This window comes from Gordonia liuliyuniae (assembly GCF_021738805.1).
Lineage (GTDB): Bacteria > Actinomycetota > Actinomycetes > Mycobacteriales > Mycobacteriaceae > Gordonia > Gordonia liuliyuniae.
Map to the genome: position 1 here is coordinate 163,835 of NZ_JAKKOR010000008.1, position 16,419 is coordinate 180,253.

Here is a 16,419-nt window from a genome sequence, read left to right on the forward strand (position 1 = left end):
ACAGGTGCCGACGATCCTTCCATCCCCGGCAGCGACGCACGTGCGTTCATGCCTGGCTCATGTACAGGAGTGAGAAATTGAATCCCAAGATTCCAGACCGTAAATTCCTCGAGCGCGCGGTCGCCGACTCAGAGGTGAACGCTCTGCGCATGGCCCTGTTTCAGGCGACTCGTGATCCCGAGATCGCTGCGGTGAAGGCTGAGCGTGTCGAGGGCGCGGTGGCCGACACTGTGGTGTTCACCGACGCCGACACCGAACTGATCAGGTCGAAAGCGGTCGACTACCTACTTGCAGGTGAGTACGCCGATGAGGACCAGACGCCATCGGACGACGAGATCACCGATCTGATCCGCATGGCCGAGGCCCGTGAGCTGGCCGACGACAACATGTTCATGCGCCGTCAGATCCTGTCGTTCCCCGAATGGCCGTTCCAGCGGACGTCGACCGACACCAATCCCGCGCCGGAAGGCTACTCGGTCGCGATCATCGGAGCCGGGTTCTCCGGTATCGCGATGGGAGTGCAGCTCGCACGACTCGGTATCCCCTTCACCGTCTACGAGCGGCGCTCGGAGATCGGGGGAGTGTGGAGCATCAATACCTATCCGGACGTCCGCGTCGACACACTCAGTGCGTCGTACGAGTACTCCTTTGAGAAGAAGTATCCGTGGACCGAGTACTTCGCGCGCCAGTCCGAGGTGCGCAACTACCTCGATTTCGTCGCCCGTAAACACGGTGTCTTCGAGCACATCGTGTTCGACGCCGATGTAACCGCCGCAGAGTTCGCCGACGACGCGAAGACGTGGTCCCTGACGGTATCTGTGGCCGACCAGGAGCCGACCACCGTCGTCGCCAACGCCGTGGTGGCAGCGAGCGGTCTGTTCGCGACACCGCGCGAACTGCCGGTCGAGGGCGCCGCAAGCTTCTCCGGCCAGATCGTGCACACCACGGAGTGGAACGACTCGATCGAGTATGCCGGCAAGAACGTCGCCATCATCGGGAACGGGTCGACCGGCGTCCAGTTGTTGTCGAAGATCGCGAGCGAAGCAGCGTCGGTGACGGTCTATCAGCGGACCCCGCAATGGATTTCGCCGCGCGCGAAGTACGGCGAAGCGATCTCCGAGGAACTGCAGTGGCTGTTCCAGACGATGCCGTTCTACTGGAACTGGAACAAGTACATCGCTGGGTTCGCGTCGAACGACCTTCGCGACCTCCTCATCGCCGACGAGCAGTGGATCGCCGACGGCGGCGATGTCAACAGGCGCAACGACGCGATGCGGGACATGCTGGTCGGTTACATCCGCACGCAGGTGAACGACCGCGAGGACCTAGTGGAGAAACTGGTGCCGGACTATCCGCCGATGACGCGCCGGCCGGTCGTGGACAACCAGTGGTACGCGTCGTTGACCAGGGACAACGTCGAGCTGGTGACGACGCCGATTCAGCGACTCACCGACTCGGCCGTGCAGACCTCCGACGGCACGGTGCGCGACGCCGACCTGATCATCGCGGCGGTCGGATTCCAGACCGAGAAGTTCTTGTGGCCGACCGAGTACATCGGCGAGGACGGCGTCCGCTTGGAAGACGTGTGGGCGGCGGAGGGCGCGCAGGCTCATCTCGGCATGACCGTCCCTGGCTTTCCGAACCTGTTCATGCTTTACGGTCCGACCTCGCAGCCGGTCGCGAGCGGTGCAGGCCTGCCGATCTGGCTGGAGACCTGGTGCAGCTACATCGCCGAACTGATCCTGGAGATGCTCGAGAAGGGTTACGGATCGACGGCGATCCGGCGTGAGGCGTTCGACCACTACAACGAACAGTTGCACAAAGAAGCGAGCCGTTTGATCTACCTGTCGCAGACGAGTGCCACGCGGAAGAACTACTACGTCAACAAGTTCGGTCGGCTGCAGGTCAGTGCCCCATGGGACGGTGAAGAATACTTCGCGATGTGCGTCAATCCTCGGATCGGCGACTTCGAATTCGCCTTCGCGAGCGCGGAGTAGAGCGGTCGTGCAGCCGAGCGAAACTGTCGACCGCGAGCCGTCGGCCCGGGGGCACGAGCTCACGGTGATATCGGTGATCGACGAGACTTCGGATGCGAGATCGATCGTCCTTCGGCCGAGCGAGGTCGACCAACCGGCGTTCACGTACCGCCCCGGACAGTTCCTGACCATCCGGATTCCGAGTGATCGGACCGGTCACATCGCGCGCTCGTACTCGCTCTCGAGTGCGCCGTCTCTTGACGCGGATCTCAAGATCACCGTGAAGCGGGTCTCGTCCGGATACGGGTCGAACTGGCTCTGCGACAATGTCGTAGCGGGTGCGTCGATGACGTCACTGCCGCCTGCAGGCCGATTCACACCGGCGAGTTACGAGCGCGATCTGCTGCTTTTCGCGGCGGGCAGCGGGATCACCCCGGTGATGTCGATACTGAAAGCTGCACTGGTGCGCGGCACCGGATCGGTCACGCTGTTCTATGCGAACCGGGACGCCGATTCGGTTATCTTCGCCAGCGAATTGGCAGGTCTGCGAGAAGCACATCGAGGCAGGTTCACCGTCATCGACTGGTTCGACGACGTCAACGGGTATCCGCGAAGTGAGCAACTCGCCGAGCTGATCGCCGCTGACATGTCGCGCGAAGTCTTCGTGTGCGGGCCCGGCCCCTTCATGGACACCGTCAGTGCTGCGGTCGAGGCGCCGCACGTGCCGCGCGAGCGGTTCCATCGGGAAGTCTTCTCGTCGATCAGCGGCGACCCGTTCGCCGCCGTTCCGGTACCAGAGGACACCGCCGAGTCGGCTCCCGGTTCCGACGTCGAGACGACTGTCGTGCTCGACGGTCTCACCCACAGTTTCGACTGGTCGCCAGGTGTCACACTCGTGGACGCATTACTGGCGCGCGATGTCGGGGTCCCCTACTCCTGCCGGTCTGGTGAATGCGGGTCGTGTGTCTGCCGGGTGACGCGGGGGTCGGTCACCACTGACGTCGGCGACGTCCTCGATCCCGAAGACGCCGCCGAGGGATACGTGCTCGGATGCCAGTCCCGCCCGGACGCCGGTCCGATCGAGATCGAGTTCTGACCGTAGAACTCGCCGCGATTCGTCGTGCGACCGTCGCACGCGCTGAAGGAGGTTCGTTATACATGGGCAATCGAATGCAAGACAAGATAATCATCGTCACCGGTGCCGCGTCGGGACTCGGCAAGGCGACGATGGAACTGATGGTCGCGGAGGGTGGCACCGTCGTGGCCGCGGACGTCAACGCAGACCCGGGTGCCGCCATCGCCGCGGCCGCAGGCGCCGAGTTCGTGCAGACCGACGTCGCGGACTCGGCCGCGGTCGACAGACTGGTCAGCGGTGTCGTCGAGCGCTACGGCCGACTCGACGTGATGGTCAACAACGCGGGCGTGTTCGGCGGCAGTCCGCTGATCGACGCGCCGAACGAGGAAGTCGACCGGATGGTCGGTGTGAACATTCTCGGAGCCTTCTACGGAACTCGGGCCGCGGGCCGGGTGATGGCTGCGCAAGGATCGGGCGCCATCGTGAACACGGCGTCGAACGGCGGGTCGCTGCCGACCGAGGGCATGGCGTTCTACAGCGGATCGAAGGCCGCTGTGATCGGGATGTCCAAGGCATGTGCGATCGAACTCGCACCGAAGGGTGTTCGCGTCAACACGCTGTCGCCGGGCACCATGCTGTCCGGGATGGTCCCGCCGGACCCGGAGTTCATCAAGGTGTTGCACGGCATTCAGCCGATCGGCTACGCAGCGGATCCAGCGCAGATGGCGACGGGCATTCTGTACCTCGCCTCCGACGAGGCCGACTACGTGACCGGCCACGACCTGGTGGTCGACGGTGGCGCCACGGCGGGTCGGACGGCCATCAAGGGCGCGAAGTAGCGACATATTCGCACACGCGGGGTGGGCGAGACGACTCTTGCGTCCCCACCCCGCGGGCACGGTCCTCGTGGGTCGTCACGGCCCCGGTTCGGCGTGTCCGCGATGAGGACTGGAGTCACGACGTGAAGTTCACCCTGGAGTATCCGAGCGGTGCACCCGGCTCTCACACGAGCGTGTCCACCGGAGCTGCGCTGGCGCACATCAGCCGACGTGCCGAGATATGCGGGTTCGATGCCGTCGCGCTCTCCGACCATCCCGCACCCTCGGCGAAGTGGTACCGCAATGGCGGCCACGACACATTTGAACCGGTCGTGGCGCTCGCGTATGCCGCGGCCGCGACGACGTCATTGAAGCTCATGACGAACCTCTTCATTCTCCCCGCCCGAAACCCGTATCTGACGGCCAAGGAATTCACCACTCTCGACACGCTCTCGGGAGGCCGACTCATCGCGGGCGTCGGCGCAGGTTACCTTCGCTCCGAGTTCTCGGCGCTCGGTGTTGACTTCGCGCGGCGTCCCGAGCTGTTCGACGAGGCGCTTAGCGCGTTGCGCAGCATCTGGCGCGACCCGTCGGCCCCGGTGGTCGGCGCGGACTTCGCGGCGATCGGCGACATGCACCTGCAGCGTCCGGTGCAGAACCCGCACCCGCCGTTATGGATCGGTGGCAACAGCGTGGCCGCGCGTCGTCGTGTGGTCACGTTCGGTAGCGGTTGGTGTCCGGTCATCGCCGACGTCGGAGTCTCCGCCGCGATCAGAACGGACGTGATTGACGGTGTGGCGGCCTTCGCCACGGCGGTCGATGCACTCGCTGACGAGCTGGCCGCGGCAGGACGCAGCTTGTCGGAGATCGACATTCAGGTCGAGGCTCCGCACGTCGACGTCTCGGACGATGAATCCGTTGCGCGCTGGCAGGTCGAAGTGGATCGCTTGCGCGCGGCCGGAGCCACCTCCCTGTGTGTGCACGCGGATTCTCGGTCACCGGCCGCCGCCGAAGAATTCATCGACGGATATCAGGAGCTGATTGTTCGAGCGCGGCCCGCACCGAGCCGCCCCATTGGAATGAAGGAGAAGTGAAGTATGCGCGCTTTCCGGATCACGGCACCGTTGACTGCACCGACGTGGCAGGAGGTCCCGGAGCCGACCCCGGGTCCGGGGGAGGCGGTCCTGCGGGTCACCGCTGTCGGGCTATGCCGGTCTGACCTCGACATGCAGGAAATGCCCGCTGCCACAGTCGAACCCGCAGGGTGGTTGTTCCCTTTCACCCTCGGCCACGAGATCGCGGGAGAAGTCGCAGCCTTGGGTGAGGGGGTCGATCACCTCAGTGTCGGAGAGCCTGTCGTGGTCTTGCCCGCGAGTAGTTGCGGACACTGCTGGTACTGCCTGCGCGACGCCCCGAACAACTGCAGCAATGCGGGTGCAGGCCGCGGATACGGCGACAACGGTGGATTGGCCGACTACGTACTCGTGAAGAATGCGCGCGACATCGTGCCGCTCGGTGGGCTCGACCCGATCCACGCCGCACCACTCAGTGATGCGGGTTCCACGGCCTACCACGGAGTCGATCGCATCCGGGGGGCGTTGACGCCGCAGTCGACGGCCGTCGTGTTCGGTGCGGGCGGCTTGGGTTCCTTCGCCATCCAGTTCCTCCGCGCCGTGAGTCCCGCCTTCGTGGTCTCTATCGACATGTCGACGGACAAGCTGGCCATGGCGCGTGAACTGGGTGCGCACGAGACGCTCGAGGGAGTGAACGACTCGACGCTCGATCAGATCCGCGAACTCACCGACGGTCGCGGAGCCGACGCGCTCCTGGACTTCGTCGGAATCGATCATACGATCGCTACCGGAATCGCAGCTGTGCGACCCGGCGGCAAGTACGGGCTGGTCGGTGCGGGTGGCGGTCGACTCGCAACGCTGGGGGAGTGGTTCCACCTGCTGCCGCGAGACGGCGAGGTCTTCACCTATCAGGGCTCGACCGTGCGCAATCTCGAATCGGTGATGGCACTGGCTCGACGCGAAATGATCCAGAGCCCGGTCGAGGTGTTCTCGCCCGACGAGATCGAGACGGCGTACGGCAAGCTCCGTGATGGCTCGCTGCGCGGCCGAGCGGTGATCGACTTCGCTGGCTCCTGACGCTGCGAAGCCGGGCGTGTGTGGGGTGCGCCCGCCCGGCCTAGACGAGGCTCCGGACGGGGCGTGGACCAATTCCGAGCAAACCGTTGACGCCGACGTAGCCGGTGGCTACAGTGACTTCAGTCACGAATCATCTTTCCTGTGATTGCGCGGATGCGCCGGTTTCGAAGCGCGCATGAGTGCGCGGAGCACTGCTGTAATCACCGGCCGACCGCGCCGTCAGTTCGTGACTCAGGCGATCGCACCACAAGCCTCAATCACCCGAACCGAGCCGGTCAGACGACCGGCGGACGATCCGATCGATCATCTTGACGACCTGCCCGCCGCGCTCGCCGCGCCCGAGTTTCGCGGGCCGCAGCACTCGCCCCCCAGGCACACGCCGCAAGCCAAAGGAACATCAATGACGCAAACCGGTCCAGTTGACGCAACTGAGTCCCCGGCCTCCGATCGGGGATGGTCTCCCCGGCTCATCATGTCGCTGATATCTCTTGTCGTACTGCTCGAAGCCCTCACCATGAACGCCAGCATGATCTCGACCGGACTGCCGGGCATCATGGCCTACTTCCACACCAACCAGGGCGGTTGGATTCAGACCGCGTTCCTCCTCGTCGCCGCTGTGATCAGCCCCACCTTGGGCAAGATCGCCGACATGTTCGGCAAGCGACGCGTCTTGCTCATCTGCGTATTCGTCTCCGCCGCCGGTTCGCTCGTCTCGGCGCTCGCTCCGAACTTCATCCTGCTCCTGACCGGCCGAGCGATGTCGAGCCTGCTCGTCACCTGCCTCTTCCTCGGCTATTCGCTCATTCGCGACGTCTACCCGCCGAAGACGGTGGCCATGGCTGCCGCTCTCGCAACCAGCGGCATGGGAGTCGTGAGCGTCGCGACGCCATTCCTGACCGGCTGGCTCATGGACGGCTTCGGGTGGCGGTCCCTGTTCTGGTTCTTCACCGTCATCCTCGTGATCACCGGCATCGGCATCAGGCTCTTTACAGACGAATCGTCGTTCCGCCTGCGATCCAAGATCGACTTCGTCGGCGCCGGGCTGCTCGGCGCCGGTATCGGTGCGATCCTGGTCGCGGTCAGCTTCGGAGTGGACTGGGGCTGGACGGACGGCAAAACGCTCGGCCTGTTCCTCGTCGGCATCGTGATGCTCAGCCTGTGGATCTACTCGGCCCGAGTCGTCAAGGCACCGCTGATAGATCTCCGTCTCCTCACTCGAAGGTCCATCGGGCTGACCGCAATCGCCGCCGGCACGGCGTACGGCTCCACCACGGTGAGTTCGACGATTCTTCCGCTGATGAGCATGACCTCGGCGTCGTTCGGCCTCGGCTACGGTTTCAGCATCGACGCCAAGGGTTTCGCCGCCATTCAGTCACCGCTCGGTGTCGCCCAGGTCATCGGCGGCGTCCTCGTCGGAATCATGATCGGGCGCGGCCTCACCCCGCGCGTCCTGCTCGCCTTGGGGTCCAGCCTGCTCGCCGTCGGCTCGCTGGTCATCATGTCCGGAATGGACACGAGATGGATCGTGCTGGTGGGCGCGATCATCACCGGTATCGGAACCGGCCTGGCCTACAGTTCCATTCCGAACGTTCAGTTCTCCACGGTGCCGCCGCAGCTACAGGCGTCCACTGCGAGCATCGTCGCCACGTCACAGTCCATGCTGGGCGCCATCCTTCCCGTCGCCGTGTTCACCCTCCTGAACTCGAACGTCGCTCGCGTCGTCGACGGCGTCACCCTCTACTCGGCCAACGGCATGAAGTTCGCGTGGATCGGGGCGGCCGGTATCGCGCTCATCAGCGTTGTCGCCGTCCTCTTCGTGCCACGAAAGATCATCGAGGTAACGGTTCAGAACGACGCAGTCGGCGACCTAACCGTTATCGGTGAGCCCAACGACGTAAGCAGTATCGCCCCGAGCGGGCAGTCTGCTGAGGTTGATCCGCCCACAGCTACGCACCGGGCGGTGGCCACGACCCGCTGACTGTATGCCACGCAGCAGGTCGGCAACCAAGACGGTTGACGACCTGCTGCGCTATGCCTCCTTAGCCGCCGCTCCTCGGGGTGGGTCTATTCTATGAATTTCCCGCTTATCTGCGTAGATGCCTCCAGAATCACCAATGTGTTGACGGAAGCGTAGCCGATGGCTACAGTGACTCGTATCACGGCAACGGAATCGTGCGACGGAGACGACACCGACGAACCGCTGAGCGGATCGCGCACGAGCACACCACTTTCGCCGGGACGAAATTTCTACGGAATCGACATGATCGACGGACAAGGAGCCGATGTGAGTACACGCGAGTCGAATTGGGGGCGATGGGGCGAATCGGACGAGAAGGGCGCCCTCAATCTGCTGACCCAAGAGAGCGTGCTCGCTGCCCTGAAGATTCCTCGGACGGGTAAGCGCTACAGCCTCGGAATCCCGATCCAACGCTCCGGTGTGCCGAACATGGAGTATCGCGGAACGCCGCAACGCCTCACGATGATTAACCACGACGACGAGGCGATGGCGCAAGCGAATGGGGGCGTCCCCGGGGTCGGTGCGCACGAAGACCAGTTGGTCATGCCGTCGCACACCTCTACGCACATGGACGCACTCTGCCACGTGTACTCCGACCACAAGATCTACAACGGGCATCCGCACGACGGGGTCAGTCCGTACTCGGGTGCGGACAAGTGTGGCATCGAGAACGTCGACCCCATCGTGGGTCGCGGAGTGCTGATCGACGTCGCGGCGGCCGCGGGAGTCGATGTCCTGCCCGCGGGTCACGTGATCACTCGCGAAGAGTTGCGTCACGCGCTCGACGTGCAGGGCGTCGCCCTTGCCGCCGGCGACCTCGTGTTGATCCGCACCGGGTGGCTCGAAGAGTTCATGCGAACCCAGTCCGAGCTCCTCCCGCAGCCGGGCATCGGAATCGACGCAGCCAAGTACCTGGCCGAATGCGACGTCGCACTCGTCGGATCAGACAATTCGGCTGTCGAAGCCATCCCGTTCGATCAGGACGTCTACCTCGGCGGCCATATCGTCCTGCTGGTCGATAACGGTATCCACCTCGTCGAGAATCTCGACCTCAAGGAACTGGCGAGCGACAAATGCCACGAGTTCCTGCTCGCCATCGGTGCCCTCAACATCACCGGCGGGACAGCAAGTCCCGTTACCCCAGTCGCCGTCGGCTGATCGACCACGCCGCAACCCACTCATTTGGATCGAGAGGAATCACCCCAATGACTCAGAATGCCGCAGCCGCAACGTATCGCACCTCCCACGTCGGACTCTGTGTGACCGACCTGGACAGGAGCATGCGGTTCTACCGCGACGGACTCGGTTTCGAGGAGGTCGCGCACTACGTGCTCGACGAGCAGATCCCCGAGGTCGACGCCCCGTGCAGCCTGACCTCCACGATGATCGTGAAAGACGGTTTCCGTATCGAGCTGCTGGCTTACAGCAAGCCCGGCGTGATCGGCGAGCCGCACCATCGGCGCAATCACCTCGGCCTCACCCACTTGTCGTTCTTCGCGGACGACATCGATCAGGCCGTCGAGACAATGGTCGAGTACGGCGGAACCCCGGTGCCCCACACACGCAGCGGGCTCGACGATCCCGAGGCCGCACAGTTCACCTTCATCGCCGATCCCGACGGCAACCGGATCGAGTTCATGTTCATCCCCGCAGGCACCGCGTGGTGACACGCGTGCGATGACCCCTGTCTGGACCGATCCAGGTCTCGGCTTGAAACCTATGCACGACAACTCCTTTAGGACCCAGCCCATGAGTGACCAGAATATCGGTGTCGCCGATCCTCATTCGTTCATCCCTGCCCGACGAGTCGAACAGCTCGAAGCGTTCCGTGAAAAGTACGCGGCCGAGCGGGACAAGCGGCTGACGAAGGAAGGCGCCGATCAATTCCAGGCGATCGACTTCACCGGCAAGTTCGCCGACTTCGACGCCGATCCGCACGTCGACGGTCCGCGTACATCGGAACCGGTTTCGTTGGACCTCGACGTCCTCGTCATCGGTGCCGGGTTCATGGGGATGACCGCGGGTATCGAGCTCGAGAAGATCGGGATCACCGACTACAAGATTCTGGATGTCGCCGCCGACTTCGGCGGTACCTGGTACTGGAACCGATACCCGGGAGTCCGCTGCGACGTCGAGTCGTACATCTACCTGCCGTACCTCGAGGAGACAGGGTACGTTCCCACGGAGCGGTACATCCGTGGCAGCGAGATCTTCGCCTACTGCCAGTCCCTGGCCCGCAAGCACGGTCTGTACGACCATGCTGTGTTCCAGACGCGTGTCACCGACATGGAATGGAACGAAGACACCGCACGATGGGCCGTGCGCACCGATGCGGGAGACGAGTTCCGGGCGCGCTTCGTCGCCACTCAGAGCGGTCTGTTCACACGTCCGCACCTGCCCGGCATCCCCGGGATCGAGACCTTCGCGGGGCATAGCTTCCATACGAGTCGCTGGGACTACGCCTACACCGGTGGCGATGACAGTGGAAATCTCGAAGGTCTGCGCGGCAAGAAGGTGGCGATCATCGGCACCGGCGCGACTGGCCTGCAGGTGATTCCCCAGATTGCGGATTTCGCCGACGAACTCGTCGTCTACCAGCGCACGCCGACGCAGGTGATGCCGCGTCAGAACGCAGAGACCGACCTCGAGTGGTTCTCGGCGCTCACGCCCGGCTGGCATCGCGAGCGGCGAGCGGCATTCGACAAGTGCGTCCAGGACCGTGCCACGCTCAGCGACGTCGACGACGGCTGGGTCAAGTTCGCCAAATATCAGATGGACGCCGTGTTCGAGGCGGGCGGCGAGAACCCCAGCATCGAGCAACTCATCGACGCCATGGAGCGGTCGGACTACGAGTGGAACGAGATGCTCCGCGATCGTGTCGACGCCATCGTCGCCGACGAGTCGAAGGCAGACAAGCTCAAGACCTACTACCGCACGATGTGTAAACGGCCGGGTTTCAGCGACGAGTACCTTCCCGCGTTCAACAAGGACTCGGTCGACATCGTAGACACCGCGAGCACTCCGATCGAACGGATCACCGAGACCGGAATCGTGGCCGACGGGCAGGAACGCGAGTTCGATCTGATCATCTACGCGACCGGTTTCCAGGGCGGCCGCACGTGGACCGACAAGGCCGGCTACGACGTCCTTGGCCGCAACGGCAATCGGTTGTCGAAGAAGTTCGCGGACGGTCTCAGCACGCTGCACGGGTTCCTGTCGAAGGACTTCCCGAACCTGTTTCTACTCGGCTTCACGCAGACCGCCACGATAACGAACATCGCCCATCTCATCGACGAGCAGGCGCGCCACATGATGTATCTGATCGACACGTGTGTTTCGTCAGGTGCCCGGACCATCGAGCCGACAGCCGAAGCCGAACAGGCCTGGGGCAAGGTCATGAGCGACCAGACCGCGACTCGTACAGACTGGCTGCTGACCTGCACCCCGGGTCTGTACAACAACGAGGGAAAGATCACCGACTCGCGAAACCCACTGGTCACTGGCGTGTTTGTGCCTGGATTCCAGTACTTCGACCTACTCGAGGACTGGCGCGCAGACGGCAACCTCGAAGGTCTCGTCACCGAGCACTAGTGCATCGCCCACCAGCGTTCATCACAACTTTAGGAGACAGAAAAATGTCGGAGGCACCGGTCAAGATCGGCCAGATGCTCTTTACGATGGTTGACCCCCAACGTGGCCACGAGGTCGCGTACAACCGGTGGTACGAGCGTGACCACATCTACGCGGGCTGCATGGTCGGACCGGGTTGGTTCGCCGGGCGCCGCTGGGTCGCGACGCGTGAGCTCAAAGATCTGCGGTTCCCGGAGGACGGCCCCGTCGCCGAGCCCGTCGGTGCAGGCTCGTACCTTGCGACGTACTGGGTCCACGAGCCGGAGATGGAAGAGGCCGAGGCGTGGGCCCGGACCCAGGTCGGCGAACTCTACGCGGCCGGCCGAGGTTTCCCCGAGCGCGAGCACGTGCACACCGGCCAGTATCTGCCCGACGCCACGTCGTCCGCACACGAAGACGGCATACCGCTGGAGCTCGCGCTCGACCATAACTACCGCGGTCTGGTCTCGGTCATGATCGAGCCTGCCGATGCCACCAAACGGGACGACGCGATCGCCGCGCTCCACGCGGGGCCGGTCCGTGAACTGCTCGCCAAAGGCGGCGTCGACCAGGTGAGCAGCTGGCGGATGAAGCCGTGGCCCGCCGATCACAACGTGCCGATGAAGATGGGCAACGACGGCGGAACGATGGACCGCATCATGCAGCTCTGCTTTCTTGAGGGCGATCCCACTGAGAGCTGGCAGCAGATCATCGACTACGCCGCCGACGTGGAGAAGTCCGGCGCGGGACGCGTCACCTTCGCGGCGCCGTTCATCCCGACCGAAGTGGGAACCGACAAGTACACCGATCAACTCTGGTGACTGTCACGGATGCGCGGGCGCAACGGTCGCCCGCGCATCTGCTTTTGCCGCCGCGCTCCTTCACGCGGTGGATCCGAAACACGACGAGCCGGTGCTCGTTCCCTATATCTGTGAGGTCAGTCAAGAATGCTGAGCGGTGAGAAGATCCTGGTGACAGGAGCTGCGGGCCAGATCGCCTTCCCGATCGCGCGCGAGTTGGGCGCGGCCAACGAGGTGTGGGGGCTGGCACGATTCAGTAAGCCCGAAGACTGGCAGCGGCTCGTCGATGCCGGGATCACTCCGGTGCGCGGCGACGTCGGCAGCGGCGAGTTCACCGATCTTCCGACGGACTTCACTTACGTCGTGCACCTGGCCGCGAATCAGGCGCCTGGCTGGGACTACGACACGGCATTGCGCGACAACGCGGAGGGAACTGGGCTGCTGCTCCAGCATTGCCGGAACGCTCGTGGCGCGCTGGTGATGTCGACCCATTCGGTCTATCGGCCGCAGGACGACCCGATGTACGCCTTCACGGAGCAGTCGCCGCTCGGCGAGTGCAACAGCACGCATTCGCCCACCTATTCGGTATCGAAGATCGGCCAGGAGGCGACGGCCCGACTCGCCGCACGCGCCTTCGGTGTGCCGGTCACGATCGCTCGAATGAATGCCTCGTACGGGCCGAACGGCGGTCTGCCAGCGTTGCACGCCGATGCGATCGCCGCTGGTCGGACGGTCACGACGCGGTGGGATCCCTGCATGTACAGCCCGATTTACGAAGACGACATCAACAGTCAGGTCAGCAGCCTCCTCGAGGCGGCGACGGTTCCTGCGACGATCGTCAACTGGGCGGGCGACGAACCGGTCAGCGCTCAGGAATGGGCCGCGTACGCGGCCGAGTTGATGGGGGTGCAGGCGGATATCGAGGTCACGCCGATCGAGGGCACACTTCGTGGATCGGTCGCCGATGTGTCGCGCCGACTCGAGATCACTGGTCCGTGCACGGTCGACTGGCGTGAGGGCATTCGGCGGACGGTCGCCGCACGACACCCGGACATGTTGGTCTCGGGTCAGGGAGCGGTCATCCGATGACGGCGCCGTCCGCCGCGGCACTTCTGCCCGCCGAACGAGCGGGAGTGCCTGCCGATCCCGAACTGATCGACCGCCGAGCCAGATTCGCGGCCTCACCTGCCGACCCGTCGTTGGGAGTCTCAGTCGAGGACACGTCTTACCGGACAGTGCCCTGTCGCCTACTCCGCGGCGGTGACGCGGGCACGGTCCTGTATCTGCACGGTGGCGGGTTCCGGATGGGAAGCCCGGAGGCGTACTTGAAGTACTGCGCGGTGATCGCACACGCGACGCGGACCACCGTGGTCGTTCCGCGCTACCGACTGGCGCCGGAGAATCCGTTTCCGGCGGGCTTACACGACGTCGTCGCCGTGTACGAGGGCCTGGTGTCATCATCGGACGGCCCGGTGGTGATCGCAGGAGACTCGGCGGGAGCAGGCCTGTCGGCATCGCTCACCGCGACTGCGATCCGAGCCGGCCGTCGGAAGCCGGACGGGCTCGCCCTACTGTCGCCGTGGCTGGACCTCCGATGCACCTCGCCCTTCTATCGATCGTCCCCGGACGTGTTCTTCCCGTACGTGGCAGCGGAATCCGCCCGCGAGGCGTACCTGCAGGGGGCTGCCTCGGACGATCCTCTCGTGTCACCGCTGCTGGCTGACCTCACCGGATTTCCGCCGACGCTGTTGCAGGTCGGCGCGCAGGAAGCGCTCGTGGATGACGCGGTGGGCTTCGCCCGCGCGCTCGCTCAGCACGATGTCTCGGCGCAGTTGGAGGTCGTCGCCGGCCGCTCTCACACCTGGCCGTTGCTGTTCCCCGACGAGTCGGATTCGGTCACGACCGTCGCGCACCTGACCGATTTCATCACCTCTCGTACGGCCGACCCGTCGACCGACCGCGGATAGGAGTCCACGATGGGCACACAGCTAACTCCCTCGCCGGCCATCGTCCGGCGAGCCTCGACGGCAGGCCTCCTCGGTACTGTCGTGGAGTCGTACGACTTCATCGTCTACGTGTTCGTCATCGCCTACACGGCGCCCTTGTTCTTTCCGAGTGACAGTTCCACTGCGGCGACGCTGGCCTCGTTGGCGGCATTGGGCACAGGGTTCGTCGCCCGACCGCTGGGCGGCTTGTTCTTCGGGCGGCTCGGCGACCGCCGAGGCCGGCGGTTCACCTTGGTGACGACGATCGTCGCCATGGGAATCTCGACGACTCTGATCGGTCTATTGCCGACGTACTCGACGATTGGGGTGGCTGCACCGATTCTGCTGGTCGTCCTGCGTCTGGCACAGGGCTTCGCCGCAGGCGGCGAACAAATGGGTTCGACGACGTTCATCTCTGAGCACGCCGGGAAGTCGAACCACGGCCGCCTCAGCGCGGTCACACCGATCGGCTTCACGGTCGGCACGGCGGTCGCGCCCGCCGTGGTCACCCTCGTATCGTTCATCCTCTCCGACGCCGCCATGAACGATTGGGGATGGCGGATCCCGTTGCTGCTCTCGCTGCCGCTGACCGCGACCTGTCTGCTGCTGCGCACTCGGTTGGAGGACTCTCCGGAGTTCCGTCGGATCGCCGACGAGTCCCAGCCGGTTCGTGATCCGCTGCGGGAGCTGTTTCGCCAGTACTGGCGCGTCGTGATCCGGCTGGTGATACTCAGCGCGGCGATTCTGATGATCGGCTACATCCTCGCCGCCTACCTTCCCGTCTACTTGAACCAGGAGGTTGGCGTGGAACCGGGACGCGCCGCAGCAATCGCGGCCGTCGGCACTGCGGGCGCCATCATCGTGCTGATGGTGTCGGCGATGATCATCGACCGTCTCGGTCGTCGCGGCACCTTGGTGGTCCTCCTGGTGGTCCTCGGCTGTGTGATCTTCCCGGTGATGTATTCGATGAAGGCCACGGACGGCAACTTCACCGTCTCCGCCCTCGGATACGCGCTGACCACGGGACTGTCCGGTGCGGCGGCGATCCCCGCGTACGCGGCCCTGACCGCGGTGTTCCCGGCCCGTGTCCGATATAGCGGAGCGGCCATCGCCTTCGGTTTGGGCTCGGCCATCGGTGGTGGCGCGGGTCCCTACCTCGCAGCCAAGGTGACGGCGGTGTCCGGCAATCCGTACTCGGCGGCCGTGCTGATCGTCATCGCAGCGGTTGTCGCCATCGTGGCGTTCGGGACTATCCCGACGCGCGGCGTCGCAGACGACGACGGTCGGATTGACGGAGCTTCCGACGATCGGCAGCCGCGGACTTCTGTGCTGAAGGAGCCGGCGATTGGCTGATCAGGGAAGCAACGCGAAGGCCCGTCGAATCGATTTCGGCGGGCCTTCGCATCGTTCGTATTATCAGCGCGCTGAGTACAAGGCTTCAGCACGTTCCTTGAGCGCTATCGCGGTGTCGTCGAACGCGCGCTTCACCCATTCGCCTGTCTCGGCCATGATCGTGTGGGCCTGCGAACCGAGGAAGGCGTCGGTCGAGTAGTAGCGGCAGGCCGTCTCGGATACGGTCTCGATCACCTGATCGCGCCGTGCGGCATCGTTCGACTCAGCGGTGGGCAGTAGCTCCCATGACAGAAGCCTCTCCGGCACTACTGCGCAAACGTACTCGGTGTATGAGAAGGTTCCCTCGCCACTGGAGTAGTCGGCCAACGTCATGTCGAATGGCGCGCCGATCTCCAGCGTCGATGTCACGGCGATGCAGAACGGATTCCACGCCGGATACTCGTCGAGATTGACGAGTACATCCCAGACTACGCTCGCGGGGGCGTCGATGTCGACGGTCAGTGACCGCACCAGTGTTGCCGGGTCGTACGTTGGGAGTGTCAATTCATTCATCGATTCCTCCAATTGTAGTAAGAGAGTGTCCGAGGCGACTATCGGCGTGTAAATGCCGATCAAATCGGGGGGGGGGGGGGGGGG

At 64.3% G+C, this 16,419-nt stretch carries 14 protein-coding genes; 13 read left to right on the forward strand and 1 reads right to left on the reverse strand.

Translation table 11 applies throughout. The features are described 5' to 3' along the window. Window positions 1–77 precede the first annotated feature (77 nt). The 13 genes from L5G33_RS11745 (at window position 78) to L5G33_RS11805 (ending at window position 15,783) form a co-directional block, all read left to right on the forward strand. Complete coding sequence (locus L5G33_RS11745; RefSeq protein ID WP_236998368.1) at window positions 78–1,997, forward strand: flavin-containing monooxygenase; 1,920 nt, start codon at window positions 78–80, stop codon at window positions 1,995–1,997. 73 nt (window positions 1,998–2,070) lie between these two features. After that, entirely contained in the window at window positions 2,071–3,072 is a 1,002-nt protein-coding gene (locus L5G33_RS11750; RefSeq protein WP_236998369.1) for a ferredoxin--NADP reductase, read from the forward strand. A gap of 62 nt (window positions 3,073–3,134) precedes the next feature. After that, on the forward strand, window positions 3,135–3,890 hold the full coding sequence (locus L5G33_RS11755; RefSeq protein ID WP_236998370.1) for an SDR family NAD(P)-dependent oxidoreductase: 756 nt from the start codon (window positions 3,135–3,137) through the stop codon (window positions 3,888–3,890). Between the two features lie 122 nt (window positions 3,891–4,012). Further along, window positions 4,013–4,963: a TIGR03619 family F420-dependent LLM class oxidoreductase gene (locus L5G33_RS11760; protein WP_236998371.1), complete on the forward strand. Its 951-nt coding sequence runs from the start codon at window positions 4,013–4,015 to the stop codon at window positions 4,961–4,963. 3 nt (window positions 4,964–4,966) lie between these two features. Continuing rightward, the gene (locus tag L5G33_RS11765; protein ID WP_236998372.1) at window positions 4,967–6,019 is read left to right on the forward strand and encodes an alcohol dehydrogenase catalytic domain-containing protein; all 1,053 of its coding nucleotides are present in this window, start codon (window positions 4,967–4,969) and stop codon (window positions 6,017–6,019) included. Window positions 6,020–6,491: 472 nt separating this feature from the next. Continuing rightward, a complete protein-coding gene (locus L5G33_RS11770; protein ID WP_236998373.1) occupies window positions 6,492–7,997 on the forward strand; it encodes an MFS transporter in 1,506 nt (501 codons plus the stop codon). Between the two features lie 306 nt (window positions 7,998–8,303). Continuing rightward, complete coding sequence (locus L5G33_RS11775) at window positions 8,304–9,194, forward strand: cyclase family protein (protein ID WP_236998374.1); 891 nt, start codon at window positions 8,304–8,306, stop codon at window positions 9,192–9,194. 47 nt (window positions 9,195–9,241) lie between these two features. Next, window positions 9,242–9,703, forward strand: a complete 462-nt coding sequence (locus tag L5G33_RS11780) for a VOC family protein (RefSeq protein ID WP_236998375.1) — start codon at window positions 9,242–9,244, stop codon at window positions 9,701–9,703. A gap of 82 nt (window positions 9,704–9,785) precedes the next feature. Then, window positions 9,786–11,627, forward strand: a complete 1,842-nt coding sequence (locus tag L5G33_RS11785; RefSeq protein ID WP_236998376.1) for a flavin-containing monooxygenase — start codon at window positions 9,786–9,788, stop codon at window positions 11,625–11,627. 44 nt (window positions 11,628–11,671) lie between these two features. Next, window positions 11,672–12,466: a hypothetical protein gene (locus L5G33_RS11790; RefSeq protein ID WP_236998377.1), complete on the forward strand. Its 795-nt coding sequence runs from the start codon at window positions 11,672–11,674 to the stop codon at window positions 12,464–12,466. A 126-nt stretch (window positions 12,467–12,592) separates the two neighbouring features. Next, the gene (locus L5G33_RS11795) at window positions 12,593–13,534 is read left to right on the forward strand and encodes an NAD-dependent epimerase/dehydratase family protein (protein WP_236998378.1); all 942 of its coding nucleotides are present in this window, start codon (window positions 12,593–12,595) and stop codon (window positions 13,532–13,534) included. Then, a complete protein-coding gene (locus tag L5G33_RS11800) occupies window positions 13,531–14,412 on the forward strand; it encodes an alpha/beta hydrolase (protein WP_236998379.1) in 882 nt (293 codons plus the stop codon). The genes L5G33_RS11795 and L5G33_RS11800 overlap by 4 nt, the downstream gene beginning before the upstream one ends. 9 nt (window positions 14,413–14,421) lie before the next feature. Continuing rightward, window positions 14,422–15,783 carry an MFS transporter gene (locus tag L5G33_RS11805; protein WP_236998380.1) on the forward strand — a complete coding sequence of 454 codons (1,362 nt, stop codon included), beginning with the start codon at window positions 14,422–14,424 and terminating at the stop codon, window positions 15,781–15,783. A gap of 63 nt (window positions 15,784–15,846) precedes the next feature. Here L5G33_RS11805 and L5G33_RS11810 read toward each other — a convergent pair whose 3' ends face one another. After that, on the reverse strand, window positions 15,847–16,335 hold the full coding sequence (locus L5G33_RS11810) for an SRPBCC domain-containing protein (protein ID WP_236998381.1): 489 nt from the start codon (window positions 16,333–16,335) through the stop codon (window positions 15,847–15,849). Window positions 16,336–16,419: the final 84 nt, after the last annotated feature.